This window comes from Lysobacter yananisis (assembly GCF_031199375.1).
In the GTDB taxonomy this organism is placed as follows: domain Bacteria; phylum Pseudomonadota; class Gammaproteobacteria; order Xanthomonadales; family Xanthomonadaceae; genus Lysobacter; species Lysobacter yananisis.
This window is the reverse complement of sequence record NZ_CP133568.1, coordinates 1,242,501-1,260,625: the sequence shown is the minus strand read 5'-3', so window position 1 is coordinate 1,260,625 and position 18,125 is coordinate 1,242,501. Positions and strand designations below refer to the sequence as shown.

The 18,125-nt window shown below is 71.4% G+C and carries 14 protein-coding genes and 3 pseudogenes; 7 read left to right on the top strand and 10 right to left on the bottom strand.

The window, feature by feature from the left end; all coding sequences use genetic code 11:
* Positions 1-842 precede the first annotated feature (842 nt).
* Positions 843-1,232, bottom strand: coding sequence for a hypothetical protein (locus RDV84_RS05375; RefSeq protein WP_057945900.1), 390 nt, complete (start codon positions 1,230-1,232; stop codon positions 843-845).
* Positions 1,208-1,534: pseudogene (locus tag RDV84_RS25865) on the bottom strand (DUF6053 domain-containing protein); the annotation flags it as partial. The pseudogene RDV84_RS25865 and the gene RDV84_RS05375, both read right to left, overlap by 25 nt.
* Between RDV84_RS25865 and RDV84_RS25860 the strand changes: the two are divergent.
* Positions 1,476-1,604: pseudogene (locus RDV84_RS25860) on the top strand (DUF6053 domain-containing protein); the annotation flags it as partial. The pseudogenes RDV84_RS25865 and RDV84_RS25860 sit on opposite strands and share 59 nt — an antisense overlap.
* Positions 1,605-1,716: 112 nt before the next feature.
* Here RDV84_RS25860 and RDV84_RS05370 read toward each other — a convergent pair.
* The 3 genes from RDV84_RS05370 to radC all read right to left on the bottom strand — a co-directional run bounded on the left by RDV84_RS05370 (position 1,717) and on the right by radC (position 5,181).
* The gene (locus RDV84_RS05370; RefSeq protein ID WP_309152704.1) at positions 1,717-2,646 is read right to left on the bottom strand and encodes an SPOR domain-containing protein; all 930 of its coding nucleotides are present in this window, start codon (positions 2,644-2,646) and stop codon (positions 1,717-1,719) included.
* The gene (argS, locus tag RDV84_RS05365; protein ID WP_309152703.1) at positions 2,647-4,335 is read right to left on the bottom strand and encodes an arginine--tRNA ligase; all 1,689 of its coding nucleotides are present in this window, start codon (positions 4,333-4,335) and stop codon (positions 2,647-2,649) included.
* Positions 4,336-4,506: 171 nt separating this feature from the next.
* Positions 4,507-5,181, bottom strand: a complete 675-nt coding sequence (gene radC, locus RDV84_RS05360; protein ID WP_057945903.1) for a RadC family protein — start codon at positions 5,179-5,181, stop codon at positions 4,507-4,509.
* Positions 5,182-5,353: 172 nt separating this feature from the next.
* Between radC and coaBC the strand changes: the two are divergent.
* From coaBC to RDV84_RS05345, 3 genes and pseudogenes are all read left to right on the top strand, one after another.
* A pseudogene (gene coaBC / locus RDV84_RS05355) lies at positions 5,354-6,591 on the top strand (bifunctional phosphopantothenoylcysteine decarboxylase/phosphopantothenate--cysteine ligase CoaBC).
* A 49-nt stretch (positions 6,592-6,640) separates the two neighbouring features.
* Positions 6,641-7,099, top strand: a complete 459-nt coding sequence (gene dut / locus RDV84_RS05350) for a dUTP diphosphatase (RefSeq protein ID WP_057945904.1) — start codon at positions 6,641-6,643, stop codon at positions 7,097-7,099.
* A gap of 264 nt (positions 7,100-7,363) precedes the next feature.
* Positions 7,364-9,682, top strand: a complete 2,319-nt coding sequence (locus RDV84_RS05345; RefSeq protein ID WP_309152702.1) for a phosphomannomutase/phosphoglucomutase — start codon at positions 7,364-7,366, stop codon at positions 9,680-9,682.
* Positions 9,683-9,934: 252 nt separating this feature from the next.
* Here the strand turns inward: RDV84_RS05345 and RDV84_RS05340 are convergent, their stop codons facing one another.
* The 3 genes from RDV84_RS05340 to RDV84_RS05330 all read right to left on the bottom strand — a co-directional run bounded on the left by RDV84_RS05340 (position 9,935) and on the right by RDV84_RS05330 (position 11,943).
* A complete protein-coding gene (locus RDV84_RS05340) occupies positions 9,935-10,585 on the bottom strand; it encodes a hypothetical protein (RefSeq protein WP_250448109.1) in 651 nt (216 codons plus the stop codon).
* A 138-nt stretch (positions 10,586-10,723) separates the two neighbouring features.
* Positions 10,724-11,380, bottom strand: coding sequence for an orotate phosphoribosyltransferase (pyrE, locus tag RDV84_RS05335; protein ID WP_309152701.1), 657 nt, complete (start codon positions 11,378-11,380; stop codon positions 10,724-10,726).
* The gene (locus tag RDV84_RS05330; RefSeq protein ID WP_057945908.1) at positions 11,377-11,943 is read right to left on the bottom strand and encodes a GNAT family N-acetyltransferase; all 567 of its coding nucleotides are present in this window, start codon (positions 11,941-11,943) and stop codon (positions 11,377-11,379) included. The genes pyrE and RDV84_RS05330 overlap by 4 nt, the downstream gene beginning before the upstream one ends.
* Positions 11,944-12,026: 83 nt before the next feature.
* Here RDV84_RS05330 and RDV84_RS05325 point away from each other — a divergent pair, with 83 nt between their 5' ends.
* The 3 genes from RDV84_RS05325 to RDV84_RS05315 all read left to right on the top strand — a co-directional run bounded on the left by RDV84_RS05325 (position 12,027) and on the right by RDV84_RS05315 (position 14,633).
* The gene (locus tag RDV84_RS05325) at positions 12,027-12,800 is read left to right on the top strand and encodes an exodeoxyribonuclease III (RefSeq protein WP_078997312.1); all 774 of its coding nucleotides are present in this window, start codon (positions 12,027-12,029) and stop codon (positions 12,798-12,800) included.
* On the top strand, positions 12,790-14,199 hold the full coding sequence (locus tag RDV84_RS05320) for an AmpG family muropeptide MFS transporter (protein ID WP_309152700.1): 1,410 nt from the start codon (positions 12,790-12,792) through the stop codon (positions 14,197-14,199). Before RDV84_RS05325 ends, RDV84_RS05320 begins: the two co-directional genes overlap by 11 nt.
* 98 nt (positions 14,200-14,297) lie before the next feature.
* Positions 14,298-14,633: a hypothetical protein gene (locus RDV84_RS05315; RefSeq protein ID WP_309152699.1), complete on the top strand. Its 336-nt coding sequence runs from the start codon at positions 14,298-14,300 to the stop codon at positions 14,631-14,633.
* A gap of 352 nt (positions 14,634-14,985) precedes the next feature.
* Here RDV84_RS05315 and RDV84_RS05310 read toward each other — a convergent pair whose 3' ends face one another.
* Positions 14,986-16,164, bottom strand: coding sequence for an anhydro-N-acetylmuramic acid kinase (locus RDV84_RS05310; RefSeq protein WP_309152698.1), 1,179 nt, complete (start codon positions 16,162-16,164; stop codon positions 14,986-14,988).
* Between the two features lie 306 nt (positions 16,165-16,470).
* Complete coding sequence (locus RDV84_RS05305) at positions 16,471-17,970, bottom strand: M23 family metallopeptidase (protein WP_057945912.1); 1,500 nt, start codon at positions 17,968-17,970, stop codon at positions 16,471-16,473.
* Positions 17,971-18,125 lie beyond the last annotated feature (155 nt).

Below are 18,125 nucleotides of genomic sequence, written 5' to 3'. Positions count from 1 at the left end.
GCGCTGATCGCGCTCAAGCGCGTCCGCGCCCAAGCCGAAAGCGACGCGGCCTGAGCCCGCGCCATCGCGCCGCCCGGCCAATCCGGGCGGCGCACCCAATCGCCGTGAATCCGCCCCGCTCCTTGTAGGAGCGGGGCAAGCCGCGACCGCGCCACCGCAACTACGACGATTCCCGCCGGCAGCCCGTGCCGGCACAACGATGGCTGCCGCCGCCGCGAACCCGCGGCTGCCCCCTGTAGGAGCGGCGCAAGCCGCGACCGCGCCACCGCGCCTGCGACGATTCCAGCCGAGAAGCCGACACCTCGGCGCTGATCGCGCTCAAGCGCGTCCGCGCCCAAGCCGAAAGCGACGCGGCCTGAGCCCGCGCCATCGCGCCGCCCGGCCAATCCGGGCGGCGCGCACCCAATCGCCGTGAATCCGCCCCGCTCCTTGTAGGAGCGGGGCAAGCCGCGACCGCGCCACCGCAACTACGACGATTCCCGCCGGCAGCCCGTGCCGGCACAACGATGGCTGCCGCCGCCGCGAACCCGCGCCTGCCCCCTGTAGGAGCGGCGCAAGCCGCGACCGCGCCACCGCGCCTGCGACGATTCCAGCCGATAGCCCGCTGCAACGCAGCGGCAAGCCCCGCGCGCGCCTCGACGTCGCCGATCGGCAAGGATGGGGTTCGCACGCCACAGACCACCGTATGGCGCGCGCTCGTCTGCGATCGAACGACGCGCCACTGCCTCGGTTACCGGCGATAGGCCGGGATCGTCGCAGGCGCGGTGGCGCGGTCGCGGTTTGCGCTGCTCCTACACGCGGATGCAGGCATTTCCGCCGCGGGGAAAAACGCCGCCGAAGTTTCAGCGGCGCATCAGGCCGTCGCTTCCGAGCGCGCCGAAGCGCTTGCGGCCGAAGCGTTCGCCCAGCAGGGCGCCGGCGAAGGCGGCGGCGAGGGTCAGCGCGATCGCCAGCGCGTTGTACTTCAGCGCCGCGCCGATCGAGCGCATCGGCGGTGGGCTGTCGGGCTGGGCCATCGCGACCACGGCGAACAAGGTCAGCGCCCACATCGCGCTCGGCAGCAGCAAGGCGATCCAGCGGAAACGGGCGTGGCGGGCCAGCGCGCCGCCGAGGAACATCGAGACCAGCGCCGCCAGGATGTCGATCAGGGGCAATGGGCCGATGCCGGTGTCGATCGCCTGGCGCGCATCCAGGCCGAACAGCTTGGTCAGCAATCCGAACAGCAACAGCATGCCTGCCCCGCCCAGGCAGCCCAGAAGAATGCGTTTGTCCATCCCATCCCCAAGCGACGTGCAATCAGCCGGCGAAGTCTATGCGGCGCCTGTGCGGGGCAGGGTGACCGTCGTCGCGCTGTGGCCGGACGCGCTGCCGGAAGGCGTCCGTACGCCGACGCGCGGTTGCGTGCAATCGGTATTCCGGGTTGCGTCCGCGGGCGGAAGCGGCGGGTGCCGCGGGCGAATATCGTGGGAGGGCCTTCAGGCCCGACGCTTTCGGCGCAGATCGCTGCGATCCGAATGGAAGGCATCGGGCCTGAAGGCCCTCCCACTGCATCAAGAGCGGAGGACCTGAAGGCCTTCTCACTGCATCAAGAGTGGCGGACCTGAAGGCCCTTCTCACTTCGCCAGCAGCACTGGGCCTGAAGGCAATCCCGATGCGCCTTGAGCGTCGGGATTGAAAGCCCTGCCGCCGCGGTCGAATCCGAGGCGGCGCGAGGCCTTACTGGACCTTGATCGCCATTCCCGGCAGGCCGCCGTCGGCGAGCTTGCGCTTGGCGTCGGCCAGGTCGCCGGCGGTGCCGTAGGGTCCCATGCGCACGCGGTAAACGGTCTTGCCGCCGATCTGCGCCGATTCCACCCGCGCGCCGAGGCCGAGCATGGCGATCTTGGCCTTCATTTCCTCGGCCTGGCCGGAGGCCTGGAACGCGCCGGCCTGCAGCAGGTAGCGGGTGTTGTCGCTGACCGCCGGGGCGGCGGCCGCGGCGACCGTCGCGGTTGCGGGCGCGGTGGCGGCGGGCGTGCCCTGGGCGGCGGCCACGACCGGCGGCTTGGGCGCGACCGACGACGCCGGCGGCGCGGTGGCCGTGGCGACCTGGGCCGGCGGCTTGGACGGCGCCGGCGCGATCGTGTCGACCGGCTTGGGCAGGGTGGTCGCGACCGGGCCCGAAGCCGGCGCGGCGGCCGTCGCGGCCGTCGTCGGCTGGGCCGCGGCGGTCTGGCCGGCGCGACGCTGCTGGGCGGCGCGGCGCTGCTCTTCGGCGGCTTCGGTGGCGGCGAGCTCGGCGTCGCTCATCTCCACTTCCTTGCCGGGCAGCATCTTGTAGAAATCGTACTCGGGGCCGTCCTTGGTCTTGTCGGCGGCGCCCTTGGGCTTGTCCGCCTTGGCCTGGGCCTCGGCGCGGGCCGGCCTGGCGCTGCCTTCCGGCGCGACCGCGTCCTCCTCGGCGCTGACCGAGGCCGGTTGCGCGTCGGGGTTGGGCTGCGGGCGGAAGAAGCCGTCGCCCTTGCCGTCGGCCTTGAAGTACTTGGGCACCACCAGGATCAGCACGACCCCGAGCAGCAGCCCGAGCACGCCCCAGGCCCAGCCGGGCAGGCTGTCGTTGCCCTGGTTGTTGCGCTTGGCCTGCGATTTGCCGCGTCGTGCCGCCACTTACATCACCTCCGGGGCGTGGATCCCCAACAGTTCCAGACCGTTCGCCAGGACCTGGCGGGTCGCCATCGCCAGCACCAGCCGCGCGTGGCGCTGGGCGTCGTCGTCGACCAGGAACTGGTGATCGTTGTAATACGTCTGGAAGGCCTGCGCCAACTCCAGCAGGTAGGCGGCCACCTGGTGCGGTTCCAGGTCGCGGCCGGCGGCGGCGACCACGTCGGGGTAGCGCAGGATCGTCACGATCAGCTCGTGCGCGGCGACGTCGTCCAGATCCAGCGGCTGGGCCAGGCCGTGGGCCTGGTCGTAGGACAGGCCGCGTTCGTTCAGCTGCCGCACCAGGCCGTGCATGCGCGCATGCGAGACCTGCACGTAGTAGACCGGATTGTCCATCGACTGCGAACGCGCCAGGTCGATGTCGAAGGTCAGCTGCGAATCGGGCTTGCGCGCGATCAGGAACCAGCGCACCGCGTCGCGGCCGGTTTCGTCGATCAGGTCGCGCAGGGTCAGGTAGCTGCCGGCGCGCTTGGAGATCTTCACCTCCGCGCCGCCGCGCACCACCGTGACCATCTGGTGCAGCACGTATTCCGGCCAGCCCTGCGGGATGCCGGCATCGAGCGCCTGCAAACCGGCGAGCACGCGCGCGAGCGAGCCGTGGTGGTCCGAGCCCAGTTCGGTGATCGCGCGCTCGTAGCCGCGCTGCCACTTGCTCAGGTGGTAGGCGACGTCCGGCACGAAGTAGGTGTAGCTGCCGTCGGACTTGCGCATCACCCGGTCTTTGTCGTCGCCGAAGTCGGTCGAGCGCAGCCACAGCGCGCCGCCTTCCTCGTAGGTGTGGCCGTGGGCGACCAGCTCGCGCACCGTCTCCTCGACCTTGTCCTGCTCGTACAGCGCGCTTTCCAGGAAGTACACGTCGAAACCGACGCCGAACGCGGCCAGGTCCTCGTTCTGCTCGCGGCGCAGGTAGGCCACGGCGAACTGGCGGATCGCGTCGAGGTCGTCGATGTCGCCCTTGCCGGTGACGGCGTGGTTCTCGAACTCGACGGTGGCGCCGTCGAGGTAGGCGCGGGCGACGTCGCCGATGTAGTCGCCGTTGTAGGCGCCTTCCGGCCACGCCTCGTCGCCGGGCTTGAGGCCGCGCGCGCGCGCCTGGGTCGAGACGGCGAGATTGTTGATCTGCACGCCGGCGTCGTTGTAGTAGAACTCGCGCATCACGTCCCAGCCGTTGGCCTGGAGCACGCGCGCGATGCAGTCGCCGATCGCGCCGCCGCGGCCGTGGCCGACGTGCAGCGGTCCGGTCGGATTGGCCGAGACGAACTCGACCCCGGCGCGGCGGCCGGCGCCGCTGGCGTTGCGGCCGTAGTTCGCGCCCTGGGCGAACACCTCGCCGATCTGGCGGCGCCAGGCGGCTTCGTCGACATAAAAGTTGATGAAGCCCGGGCCGGCGATCTCGACCTTGGCGATGTCGGCGTTCGCCGGCAGCGCGGCGACCAGCTTCTGCGCCAGCTCGCGCGGATTGCCGCGCGCCGGCTTGGCCAGCAGCATCGCGGCGTTGGTGGAGAAGTCGCCTTGGCCGCGGTTCTTCGGTCGCTCGATCACGAAGTCGGGCGTGGACAGGTCGGCCGGCACGGTGCCGGCGTCGCGCAGGGCGTCGATGGCCTGCGCGACCAGGGCGTGGAGGGTGGTTTTCACGGGAGATGCGCTTTCGCGGGGCGTTGCGGAACCGCGCATTTTACTCGCTTCCGGGCTGGCTGGGCGGGGCGGCCAGGAGATAGCGGACGCGGTGAGGAAACGGTGAACGGCGGTTGCGGCCGGATCCCGGCGTCCGCTGCCTGCCGACGCCTGTCCGCCGACTGCCGTCCGCTAGATCCAGCCGCGCATCGCCATCGACACCGGCTTGCCGTCGCCGATCACGAAATGGTCGAGCAGGCGCACGTCGATCAGCGCCAGCGCCTGCTTGAGCCGCTGGGTCACCGCGCGGTCGGCGGGGCTGGGCTCGGCGTTGCCGCTGGGGTGGTTGTGGCCCACGATCACCGCCGCGGCATTGTGCTGCAGCGCCTGCCGCACCACTTCGCGCGGGTGCACCTCGGCGCCGTCGACGGTGCCCTGGAACAGCTCCTCGTAGCCGATCACGCCGTGGCGGCTGTTGAGGAACAGCGCCGCGAACACCTCATGCGGGCGGCCGCGCAGTTTCTGCGCCAGATAGCGGCCGGCGGAGGGCGGATCGGTGACCGCGCTGCCGCGTTCCAGCTCCGCCATCTGGCTGCGCGCGGCCAGTTCCAGCGCGGCCTTGAGCGCGCAGGCGCGGGCCTTGCCGATGCCGCGCATGCGCAGCAGCCGCGCCGGCGGCTGCTCCAGCAACGCGTGCAGCGGGCCGTGTTCGTTCAGCAGGCGGCGGGCGGTGCCGACCGCGTCGTGGCCGCGCACGCCCGAGCCGAGGATCAACGCCAGCAATTCGGCGTCCGACAGCGTGGTCGCGCCGCGGGCGAGGAGTTTTTCGCGCGGCCGCTCCGCGCTGGGCCATTCTTGGATTCGCATGGCCGCATCGTGGCGGCGAAGACGGCGCGGCGTGATCGGGGCGCGACGGCCCATCGGGTAAGCTATCGGCTTGGGCGGAGGTAGGAAATCGCCGGGCCGCCGCGGCCGGCCGAGTCGTTCCGCCCGCAACGCGAACACCCGTCAGCAAGAACTCCAGCGAGCCCGGCCGAACATGGCGCAAGACCCCACCCCGCCGCTGCACGCCCAACGCATCCTGCTTTGCGTCTGCGGCGGCATCGCCGCCTACAAGGCCGCCGACCTGGTGCGCCGCCTGCAGGACGCCGGCGCCCAGGTGCGCGTGGCGATGACCGAGAACGCCACCCGCTTCGTCGGGCCGGCGACCTTCCAGGCGCTGTCCGGCCAGCCGGTGCGCACTTCGCTGTGGGACGAGGCCGCCGAGTTGGCGATGGGCCATATCGAACTGGCGCGTTGGGCGCAGCGGATCCTGATCGCGCCGGCCACCGCCGACATGATCGCCAAGCTCGCCCACGGCTTCGCCGACGACCTCATCAGCACCCTGTGCCTGGCGTCCGAGGCGCCGGTGACGATCGCCCCGGCGATGAACCACCGCATGTGGGGCCACCCGGCCACCCAGGCCAACGTCGCCACCCTGCGCGGGCGCGGAGTCGGCTTCCTCGGCCCAGGCGAGGGCCGCATGGCCGAGCCCGAATCCGGCCCCGGGCGCCTGCTCGAACCGCACGAAATCGTCTCTGCGTTGGAGCAAGCCGCCGCCCTGGTCCAGGAGGCCCGCGCATGAGCGCCGCCAGCCTCGGCGGACGCCGCATCGTGGTCAGCGCCGGCCCGACCTACGAGGACATCGATCCGGTCCGCTTCATCGGCAACCGCAGCAGCGGCAAGATGGGCTTCGCGATCGCCGAAGCCGCCGCGCGCCGCGGCGCGCAGGTGGTGCTGGTGGCGGGCCCGGTATCGCTGCCGACCCCGGCCGGCCTGGAGCGGGTGGACGTGCGCTCGGCCCGGCAGATGCGCGAGGCGGTGATCGCCCAGCTCCCGGCCGATGTCTACATCGGCGCGGCCGCGGTCGCCGACTACGCCCCGGCCGAGATCGCCCCGGGCAAGATCAAGAAGAAGGACGAGCAGCTGACCCTGGCGCTGGTGCGCACGCCCGACATCCTGGCCGAGGTCGCGGTGCACGCGCGCCGTCCGACCGTGGTGGTCGGCTTCGCCGCCGAGACCCACGACGTCGAGTTCTACGCCCGCGGCAAGCTGGAGAAGAAGAAAGTCGACATGATCGCGGCCAACCGCGTCGGCGTGTCCGGCAGCGGCTTCGAAAGCGACGACAACGCCCTGACCGTGTACTGGCGCGACGGCGCGCTCGCGCTCGGGCCGGCGCCGAAGACCGAGCTGGCCGACCAACTGCTCGACCTGATCCTGGCGCGCTGGCCGGCCTGAGCCCCGGCGCGCCGTCGTTCTTGAAATACCGTTCGTTTCGGAAGACCGCATGCACCACACCCTGGAATTGAAGATCCTCGACCCGCGTTTCGGCGGCGAATGGCCGTTGCCCGCGTATGCGACCCCGGCCAGCGCCGGCCTGGACCTGCGCGCCGCGCTCGAACAACCGCTGACGCTGCAGCCCGGCGACGCCGCGCTGCTGCCCTCGGGCCTGGCGGTGCACGTCGGCGATCCGGCGATGTGCGCGGTGGTGCTGCCGCGCTCCGGCCTGGGCCACAAGCACGGCATCGTGCTCGGCAACGGCACCGGCCTGATCGACGCCGATTACCAGGGACCGCTGTTGATCAGCGTGTGGAACCGCGGCAGCGAGGCTTATACGATCCAGCCGGGCGACCGGGTCGCCCAGTTGGTGGTGCTGCCGATCGTGCGCGCGAGCCTGCAGGTGGTGAGCGAGTTCCAGGCCAGCGAGCGCGGCGAGGGCGGCTTCGGCCATACCGGCGTGCGCTGAATCCCGCGCGGCGGCCCTGGGGGAGGGCGCTCGCGCGAAGCTGGCACGCATCGTGCTTGTGACTTTGCGGATGCCCGCCGCGATCGGCACGATCGCCGCGCGGGCCGGGGGACCCGCCGCGACGGACCGCGACCGTGCGTTCGATGCGCGCTTTCGGCCGATGCCGGGGCGCAGTCGACGGACGCGGCCGCGGGCGGCGGGGCAGACTGGGCGGCGCTGGCCGCCGGCCCGGGACAGAACACTCTGAGGGGAAGGTTGCAGGTTATGGTCGAAGTGAAGCTGGAAAAGCCGCAGATCTCCGCGGCGCAACTCAGGCCCGCGCTGTTGCCGGCGGCCGCGCTGTGCGGCGTGCTGGCGCTGTGGATGGCCTGGGCCGGTGTGCAACAGCACCGCGATGCCCTGCGCCGCGCCGACCTGCTGCAGGTGCGCGACGCGGCCGTGAGCAGCGCCCACGACGCGCTCGGCGCCGAACACAAGCGCCTGCGCGAGCGCTTGGAGTCCGCGCCGATGCAGGCGGCGCTGCAGGCCGGCGACTTCAAGGCGGCCAGCGCCGAACTCGGCAAGAACTGGCCCGGCGCCAGCGCCGGCACGGTGCTGCCGCCGGACCTGGCCGAGGAATACGCGGCCCTGCCCAAGAGCGGCTACGGCCGGCTCGGGGCGATGGAGGCGGCGATCGTCGCCGACAAGCCGATGGCGGCGATCGTGCGCGACGGCGGCAAAGCGGTGCTGGCGATGGCGGCGCCGGCGCGGGTCGGCGAGCAGCTGGTCGGCGTGGCCTACGTGCAACTGCCGCTGCAGCGCGTCGGCGACGGCGTGGAGAAGGCCGACCTCGGCAGCGACAGCTACCTGGCGCTGCGCCAGGGCGGCTTCAGCGTGATCGAGCGCGGCGACACCGCGCTCAACAACGGCGCCGAAGCGCTGGCGGCGAAGATCCCCGGCAGCGACCTGCGCGTGGCCGCGGCGGTGCCCGACATCGCCGGCGGTCCGCTCGGCATGGGCGCCTTGCCGTGCTTCATCGCCGCGGTGGTGCTGGCGCTGCTCGCGTTCGTGCTGGTGCGCGTGCGCCAGCGCCTGGGTCGGGCGGGCGGCCCGGTGGAGGACGAAGGTCCTGTTCAGACGCTGGCTGAGACCATGAGCGCCCCCTTACCCGAAGCGAACGCAGTGACCGTGAGCGAGAACACCTCCCAGGCCGCGTCGCGGCCGCTGGCCGTGGACAACGGCATCTTCCGCGCCTACGACATCCGCGGCGTGGTCGGCCAGAACCTGGATCCGGGCATCGCCGAAATGATCGGCCACGCCGTCGGCTCGGTCATGCACGACCAGGGCCTGAGCGAAATCGTGGTCGGCCGCGACGGCCGCCTGTCCGGCCCGAGCCTGATGGACGGCCTGATCGCCGGCCTGCGCAAGGCCGGCCGCAACGTTACCGACATCGGCCTGGCGCCGACCCCGGTCACCTACTTCGGCGCCTACCACTTGCGCGCCGGCTCCTGCGTGTCGCTGACCGGCAGCCACAACCCGCCGGACTACAACGGCTTCAAGATCGTGGTCGGCGGCGAGACCCTGTCGGGCGACGCCATCACCGACCTGTACCGGCGCATCGTCGGCGGCCGCCTGCACACCGCGGACGAGCCGGGCACGCTGACCGAGCGCGACATCTCCGAGGACTACGTCCAGCGCATCGCCTCCGACATCCAGATCGACCGCCCGCTCAAGGTCGTGGTCGACGCCGGCAACGGCGTGGCCGGCGACATCGGCCCGCGCGTGCTGGCCGCGATCGGCGCCGAGGTCACCCCGCTGTACTGCGAGATCGACGGCGAGTTCCCCAACCACCACCCCGATCCGAGCGAGCCGCACAACCTGGTCGACCTGATCAAGATGGTGCAGCGCCTCAACGCCGACCTGGGCATCGCCTTCGACGGCGACGGCGACCGCCTCGGCGTGGTCACCCGCGACGGCCAGAACATCTTCCCCGACCGCCTGCTGATGCTGTTCGCCGCCGACGTGCTCGAGCGCAACCCGGGCGCGATGATCATCTACGACGTCAAGTGCACCGGCCGCCTGCCGGGCCACATCCTGCGCCACGGCGGCAGCCCGCTGATGTGGAAGACCGGGCATTCGCTGATCAAGGCCAAGATGCGCGAGACCGACGCCGAGCTGGCCGGCGAGATGAGCGGCCACTTCTTCTTCAAGGAGCGCTGGTACGGCTTCGACGACGGCATCTACTCGGCCGCGCGCCTGCTGGAGATCCTCGCCGCGCAGCCCGACAGCCCGAGCCAGACCCTCAACGCGCTGCCCAACGGCGTGGCCACTCCGGAGATCAAGGTCGACGCGCCCGACGGCGACCCGCACAGCTTCGTCGAGCGCTTCCGCAACGAGGCGTCGTTCGAGGGCGCGCGGCTGTCGACCATCGACGGTCTGCGGGTGGATTTCCCCGACGGTTGGGGCCTGGTGCGCGCGTCCAACACCACGCCGATCCTGGTGATGCGTTTCGACGCCGACAGCCAGGCCGCGATGGAGCGCATCCAGGGGCTGTTCCGGGCCCAGCTGCACGCGATCAAGCCGGATCTGGCGCTGCCGTTCTGAGCCGCGGCGCCCTCGCGGGGACCGGCGCTCGAGGGCGCCGGCCCGATGCGGGCGTAGCTCGAGGCCGGGCGTAGCTCGAAGGCGGCGGCGAGGCCGCCGTCCGCGTCGCGGGCCGGTCGCGCCGAGAACCTGCGTCCACCCGCGCCTTGCCCGCACCGGCACGCACCGACTGCAGAAACGAAAACGCCGCGGCCCGCCGCGGCGTTTTGGTTTTCGGCGATGGGAGCTCGCGGCGGTCGCCGCGTCGCCGGCTCAGCCGCCGCGTGCGTTCTTGGTCTTGAGCGCGTTGTAGCGTTGCAGCGCGGTGGCGAGGTCTTCGTCGGCGAGGCTGCGCTCGAGCAACTGCTGCTTGAGCACCTCCTGCTGGTGCAGCAGTTCGTCGTGCTGGCCGCGCACGTTCTGGGCCAGCACCTTGCTGACCGGCTTGCCGTTGAGCTCGGCCTCGCCGGCCTTGCGCAGCAGGCTCAGCACGGTCTGGCGGCGGCCCTCGATGCCCAGTTGCGAGGCCTTGACCGTCTCGTCCAGCAGCACGATCCGCTCCTGGAAGGATTTGCGCAGGTCTTCCTCGGTGGCGTAGGACTCGGCCATGGCGCGGTCGCGGCGCTTGAGCGCTTCGGCCGCCAGATCCGCGCTGCGCTGCGCGCGCGCGGCCTGGTTGGCGGCGACGCGCTCGTCCGCGGTCAGCGCGCGGTCGACCTGGGCGGTGGCCAGGCCGCTCTTGGCGCTGATCTCGGTGCGCGCGCTGTCGACCGCATGCGCCGGCAGCGCGTCGCCGCAGACCTTGCGGCCGTCTTCGTTCCAGCAGTACAGCTTCTTGGCCTTGGGCGCGGTCTGGGCGCCGGCGAGCGGGGCGGCCAACGCGAGCGCCACCGCGGCGGCGAGCAAGGGAATCGTGGCTTTCATGTCGCGTTCTCGCCTTCGGGCTGTCTGTCGAAGAGGCGTTGACGCAAGAGTCGGGCCATGGCCCGGAAATTACTTGTGACGAAATTCACAATTTTACGCCTGCGCCCGACCCCCGCGGGCCGGGCGCGGCGCCGGCGCTCAGGCCTCGCGGCCGTAGGCGGCGCGGTAGGCGAGCAGGCGCTCGCGCTGGGCGGAAAACTCGGCACTGGCGCCGGTGAAGGCGAGCAGGTCGTCGAGGGTGGCGATCGCGATCACCGGCAGGCCGTGTTCGATTGCGACAGTTTCTGCCGCCGAGCGTCGGGATTGTGCAGGGTCCACGGCTTCCTGCCGGTCCAGGGCGATGACGATCCCGGCGACCGTGCCGCCGGCGTCGCGGATCAGGCCCAGCGCTTCGCGGATCGCGGTGCCGGCGGTGATCACGTCGTCGACGATCAGCACCCGGCGCCCGGCCAGCGGCGCGCCGATCAGCATGCCGCCCTCGCCGTGGGCCTTGGCTTCCTTGCGGTTGAACGCCAGCGGCAGGTCGCGGCCGCGGCCGGCGTACTCGCAGCCCAGCGCGGTGGCCAGCGGGATGCCTTTGTAGGCGGGGCCGAACAGCAGGTCGAAGTCGAGCCCGGCGGCGTCGATCGCGTCGGCGTAGCAGCCGGCCAGGCCGGCCAGCGCGGCGCCGGAATCGAAGCGCCCGGCGTTGAAGAAGTACGGGCTGACCCGGCCGGACTTGAGGGTGAATTCGCCGAAGCGCAGGGCGTCGGCCTTGAGGGCCAGTTGCAGGAAGCGGGTGCGGTGGTCGGTCATGGCGCGGTCGCAGTGGGGGAGGGGGAAGGCGGCGCCAGCCGCAGCAGCATCAGGTGCTGCGGGCCGGCCGAGCCGCCGTGGTAGAGCTCGCCGGTGTCGGCGAAGCCGGCCTTGCGGTAGGCGGCGATGGCGGCGAGGTTGCGCACGTTGACCGTCAGCGCCAGCAGGCGCCGCTGCGGATGGCGCAGGCGCAGGTCCTCGACGCAGGCGCGCATCGCCGCGGTGCCGTAGCCGCGGCCTTGCTCGCGCCGGTCGATGGCATAGGCGCGCAGGCCGACGCTGGGTTCGCCGAGCGCGCGGCCGGCGATCGCATCGACGCTGAAATCCAGGCGGTAGAAGCCGACCACGCGTTCGCCGACCAGCACCGCCATGGCCTCGCTGTGCGGGTCCAGCCGGGTCTGCTCCAGGTTGTAGGCGGTATCGCCGACGAAGGGCAGCTGTTCGGGCGCGACCTGCAGCATGCGCACGGCCGGGGCCAGCATCGGCGAGACCACGCCGACGCGCACGGCGGGCGGCGCGGCGCGCGCGTCCGCCGGGGCGGCGCTGTCGGGGGAAAGGCTCATGGGCGGCACACGCTCATGCGCGGCATGATACCCGCGACCGGCCGGTTGCTATGATCGTGCGCACTTCCCGCCCCGGAACGCGCATGCGCATCATCAGTTTCAACGCCAACGGCCTGCGTTCGGCCACCACCAAGGGTTTCTTCGACTGGTTCAAGGCGCAGGACGCCGACGTGCTGTGCGTGCAGGAGACCAAGGCCCAGGAGCACCAGCTCGCCGGCCCGGAGTTCCTGCCCGAGGGCTACCGCGCCTACTTCCGCGACGCGATCACCAAGAAGGGCTACAGCGGCGTGGCGATCTACGCCAAGCGCGAGCCCGACGAAGTGCGCACCGCGCTGGGCTGGGCCCCGTTCGACGACGAGGGCCGCTACATCGAGGCGCGCTTCGGCAACCTCAGCGTGGTCTCGTTCTACATCCCTTCGGGCTCCTCCGGCGAGCTGCGCCAAGGCTTCAAGTTCGAAGTGATGGAATGGCTCAAGCCGATCCTGGACGAGTGGCTGGCCAGCGGCCGCGACTACGTCCTGTGCGGCGACTGGAACATCGTGCGCAGCCGCCTGGACATCAAGAACTGGACCAGCAACCAGAAGAACTCCGGCTGCCTGCCGCCGGAGCGCGACTGGCTCAACGGCGTGTGCGCCGACGACAGCGGCTGGGTCGACGCCTACCGCGCGCTCAAGGCCGAGGGCCAGGACTACACCTGGTGGAGCAACCGCGGCGCCGCGCGCGCCAACGACGTGGGCTGGCGCATCGACTACCAGTTCGCCACTCCCAGCCTGCGCGGCAAGCTGCGCGGCTGCTCGATCCTGAAGGAACCGCGCTTCTCCGACCACGCCCCGTTCACGGTCGACTATGACCTCTGAGGCCGGCGCTCCGGCTCCGGCCGGCGCCGCTTCGCCGCCGGCCCGCAAGGGCTGGCGGCTGGTGCTGGCCAACCTGCGCCAGCCCAAGGTGCTGGCGATGCTGTTGCTGGGCTTCAGCTCGGGCATTCCGATCTACCTGGTCGGCAACACCCTGGGCTACTGGATGCGCGAGAACGCGATCGAGCTCAGCACGATCGGGTTCCTGTCCTGGGTCGGCCTGGCCTATTCGCTGAAGTTCGTGTGGGCGCCGCTGGTCGACAAGATCGACGCGCCGGTGCTGGGCCGCTGGCTCGGCCGCCGCCGCGGCTGGATGCTGCTGTCGCAGTTGGTCGCCGCGGCCGCCCTGATCGGCATGGCCCTGGTCGAGCCGCGCCAGGGCGAGTTGCTCTTCGCCGGCGTCGCGCTCGACCAACTGCTGGTGTTCGGCGCGCTGGCGCTGGTGGTGGCGTTCGCCTCGGCGACCCAGGACATCGTCATCGACGCCTGGCGCATCGAGAGCGCCGACAGCGCCGAGCAGCAGGGCCTGCTGACCTCGACCGCGACCCTGGGTTACCGCGGCGCGCTGCTGGTCACCGACTCGCTGATCCTGATCCTGGCCGCGCACGCGGGCTGGTCGCTGTCCTACGAAATCATGGCGCTGCTGCTCGGCGTCGGCGTGGTCGCCACGCTGCGCGCGCGCGAGCCGCAGGCCAGCCTGATCGCCGCCGCCGGCCCGCACCCGGCGCTGTTCACCGCGCGCGGCCTGTTCGACGCGGTGATCGGCCCGTTCGTGGCGTTCTTCCGCCAGCACGGCCGGCTGGCCCTGCTGATCCTGCTGACGATCAGCCTGTACCGGCTGCCGGACTTCCTGTTCGGGCCGATGGCCAACCCGTTCTACGCCGACCTGAAGATGGACAAGGAAACCGTCGGCGCGGTGCGCGGCTCGTTCGGCCTGGTCGCGACCGTCGCCGGCGTCGCCGCAGCCGGCCTGACCGCGGTGCGCTACGGCTTCATCCCGACCCTGATCGCCGGCGCCGTGCTCGGCCCGCTCTCGAACCTGGCCTTTGCCTACCTGGCCCTGCACGGCAACGACGCCCGCGTGTTCACCGCGGCCATGGTCATCGACAACTTCTGCAACGGCTACGCCGGCGTGGCCCTGGTCGGCTATATGTCGAGCCTGACCAACATCGGCTACACCGCCACCCAGTACGCCCTGCTGAGCTCGTTCTACGCCCTGCTCGGCAAGCTGCTCAAGGGCCTGTCCGGGGTCGCGGTGACCGAACTGGCCGCCGGGCGCACCCTGCTGGAGGGCTATGCGCTGTTCTTCGTCGGCACCGCCCTGGTCGGCGTGCCGGCGCTGGCGCTGTGCATCGTCCTGGCGTTGCGCCGGCCGTCGCCCGTCAGCGTCCCGCATGCCTGAACGCCGCGGCGAAGGTGCCGGCGAAGTCGTGCCGGTGAACGCGGTTCAGCCAATTTCGTGTTGCGCAGCGCGGGGTCGGGATGGCAACTTGCCACACAGTGACCGACATCATCCTGCACAACCTGGACCCCGTACTCTCCGACCGGCTGCGCCGGGTGGCGGAAGCGCGCGGCTGGAGCCTGCAGCGCACCGCCCTGCACCTGATCGAGACCGGCCTGTTCGCGGTCGAGGCCGAGATGGCCGGCCGCTTCGAAGACCACGACAGCCGCGCGTTGCAGGAAGCGATCGCGGCGATGGAAGGCATTCCCAGCGACCCCGGTTTCGCCCTGATCGGCCGCGCCGACCCGCAGGACGCCCCGGCGCCGCGCCCGATCGGCCCGGACCTCAGCGGCCTGGAACTGCTGGAAGAATTCCGCCCGAACCGCGAGGGCTGAGGCGCGCGCGGCGCACTGCCGGGGCTGACCTGTAGGAGCGGCGCGAGCCGCGACCGCGCCGACGCAACCGCGCCGCCGCATCCCGGAGCCCGGATCGCCGAGTCGCGCCAGGTCCCCGATCGCCTCGTCCGCCAACCGCCCGCGTCGCGACTCGCGCCGCTCCTACAGCGGCTTCCGGCAGCTTCGGCCACTCCCTGTAGGAGCGGCGCAAGCCGCGACCGCGCCAACACAACCACGGCGGCACATCCCGAAGCCAGATCGCTGGGGTGCGCCGCGTACCCGCACCGCCGCGTCTCCCAACCGCCCGCATCGCGGCTCGCGCCGCTCCTGCAGCGGCCTCCGGCCAAACGACCTACCCCGCCGGATGCACCGTCCCCAGCACCCGCAACCCGCGCGCGCCGGTCACACTCGGCAGGTTCCCGGGCAATCCCGCCAGGGTCTGCCGCGCCAGCCAGGCGAAGCCCATCGCCTCGACGAAATCCGGGTCCAGCCCATAGGCCTGGGTCGTCTCCACCGCTACGCCCGGCAGCCGCTCCGCCAGCCGCGCCAGCAGCGCGCCGTTGCGCACGCCGCCGCCGCAGGCCAGCACCCGCCGGGTCGCCGGTTGCTGCGCGCGCAGCGCCTGCGCGATGGTGACCGCGCTGAGCTCGAGCAGCGTCGCCTGCACGTCCTGCGGCCGCTCGCCGCCGCCCAGGCGCGCTTCGACCCAGTCCAGCTGGAACTGCTCGCGCCCGGTGCTCTTCGGCGGCGGCAGCGCGAACCACGGTTCGTCCAGCAGCCGCGCCAGCAACGCCGGGTCGACCTCGCCGCGGGCCGCGAACGCGCCGTCGGCGTCGAACGCCGTGCCCAGGTGGCGCAGCGCCCAGGCGTCCATCAGGCAGTTGGCCGGCCCGGTGTCGAAGCCGCGCACCGCGCCGCGCGCCGGCAGCAGGGTGAAGTTGGCGATCCCGCCGAGGTTCAGCGCGGCGCGGTCTTCGTCCGGCGAGCCCAGCAGTGCGGCGTGGAAGGCCGGCATCAGCGGCGCGCCGTGGCCGCCGGCGGCGACGTCGCGGCGGCGGAAGTCGGCCACGGTGGCGATGCCGCAGCGCTCGGCGATCACCGCGCCGTCGCCGATCTGCCAGGTGAAGGGATGGCGGCCGTCGAAGGCCGCGCCGGCCGGGCGATGGCGCACGGTCTGGCCGTGCGAACCGATCGCGGCGACCTCGCCGGGCGCCACGCCGGCGTCCTTGAGCAGGGCGCGCGCGGCCGCGGCGAAGGCCTCGGCGGTCTGGATGTCGAGCGTGCCCAACTCTTCCAGCGAGCGCGCGTCGCCGCCCTGGCCGAGCGCGACCAGACGCTCGCGCAGCGCCGCGTCCCAGGCGTAGGTGCGGCCGATCACCAACTCGCAGCGGGTCGGCGCGGCGCCGGCCTCGAAGCGGACCAGGGCGGCGTCGATGCCGTCGGCGCTGGTGCCGGAGATCAGGCCAAGATAAAGGCCTTCGTGGGGCGTAGCGACGTCTGTTTCAGCCGGGACCGAAGAATTCTCAACCACGGCGAATGCCCCCAAGGCCTGCGCTGGGCGTAGCGACGTCTGTTTCAGCCGGGACCGAAGAATTCTCAATCACGACGAATGCCCCCAAGGCCTGCGCTGGGCGTAGCGACGCTTGTTTCAGCCGGGACCGAAGAATTCTCAACCATGACGAATGCCTTCCAGTAGCGCTCGCCGGCGCTTGATCGTGATCGTTCCGCGCGTCGCGCCGCGCGTATGCGGTGTCATGCGCAACGCCGCAGCATCCCGGTATCCGCACAAAAACGAAAGGGCCCCGCAGGGCCCTTGTCGTTGCGACCGTCGCGCCGTTCAACCGCGCGAGGTCTTTTTCTTCTTGCCCTTGGTCTTGGCCACCGCCACGGTCTTGGCGACCGCCGCCGCGGCGACCGCGGGCGCCGCGGCCGGCGCCGGGCCGGCATCGGCGTAGATGATGTTCTCGACCTGGCGGATGCGCCCCAGCGCCACCGCGGTCTGCTGGCGGAACTGCGCCAGCGCCATGCCGCTCAGCGGCTCCGGCGGCGGCATGGTGATCGACAGCGGATTGCGGTGCACGCCGTTGACCCGGAATTCGTAGTGCAGGTGCGGCCCGGTGGCCATGCCGGAGCTGCCGACGTAGCCGATCACCGTGCCCTGCGGCACGCGCTGGCCCGGCTTGATCTTGCTGAAGTTCGACATGTGGCCGTACAGCGTGGTGTAGCCGCGGCCGTGGTCGAGGATCACCGCGCGGCCATAGCCGCCCTTCCAGCCGACGAACTGCACGCGCGCGTCGCCGGCGGCCATGATCGGCGTGCCGGTGCCGGCCGCGTAATCGACGCCGGCGTGCATGCGGATGCTGCCCAGCACCGGGTGCCGGCGGGTGCCGAAGCCCGAGGTCAGGCGCGCGTACGGGATCGGCATGCGGATGAAGCTCTTCTTCAGCGGGCGGCCGTCGCCGGTGAAGTATTCGGGCTTGCCGCCGCGGTCGAAGCGGAAGCCGGTGTGCAGCTTGCCGTCGCTGGTGAAGGTCGCGGCCAGGATCGGGCCGGTGCTGATCAGCTCGCCCTCGCGCCAGGTCTGCTCGACCACCACGCTGAAGCGGTCGTCGGTGCCGACGTCCTCGTTGAAGTCGATGTCGTACTTGAAGATGTCGTCGGTCAGCGTGTTGATGTTGGCCGGCGTCAGCCCGACCTTGCGCGCCGAACGGAACAGCGACTTGCCGACCTTGCCGCTGAGCACCACGGTGCGGACCTGGCTCTGGCGGGCGATGACTTTCTTGTCGGTGACCTTGTCGCCGGCGATGCTCAGCTCGACCCGGTGGCCTTCGTCCTGGTCGTAGCGGAAGGTGCGCAGCGAACCGTTGACCGGAATGTCGAAGCCCAGCTCGGTGCCGGGCTTCATCCGCATCAGCGCTTCGCGCGCGCCGGGCTGCTCGAGGATCTGGCTCATCGTGGACTTGGGAATGTCCATGTCCTTGAACACCGAACCCAGGGTCTGGCCGCGGTTGACCCGCACCAGTTGCCAGCTGTCGCCGGTCTCGCCCTTGAGCCGGGCCAGGGTCAGCGGCGGCAGCGCCAGCGCCAGCGACTGACGCGGCTCGTGCGCGCGCACCGACGCGGTGGACTGGCTGAAACCGGGAACCACGGCGGCGACCATCATGCCCAGGGTCGCGAACAGACCGGCCTGGACCCACTGGCGCCCGCTCCAGCGGCCGTTGAAGCCGTCGGACAGATGGCGCGCCAGCACCTTCCGTTTCAGTGCCTTTTCCCGCAGGGCTTTCAGGCGTTCGCGTCGTTCGGCGCCCACACTGGAAGCCTGCTCGGGTACTGTCATGGAAGGAATCCTCGGACGAGGTGTGAAGGCTACGTAGCGGCGTTACCATAGACACGCGAGCAGTACGCGTCAAACCCTTGTCCTGAATAGGGTTTTTCGCCACCGACGGGTACAGTTTCGTTTAACCCCCAATTAACCTGAATTCGTGATGCGGT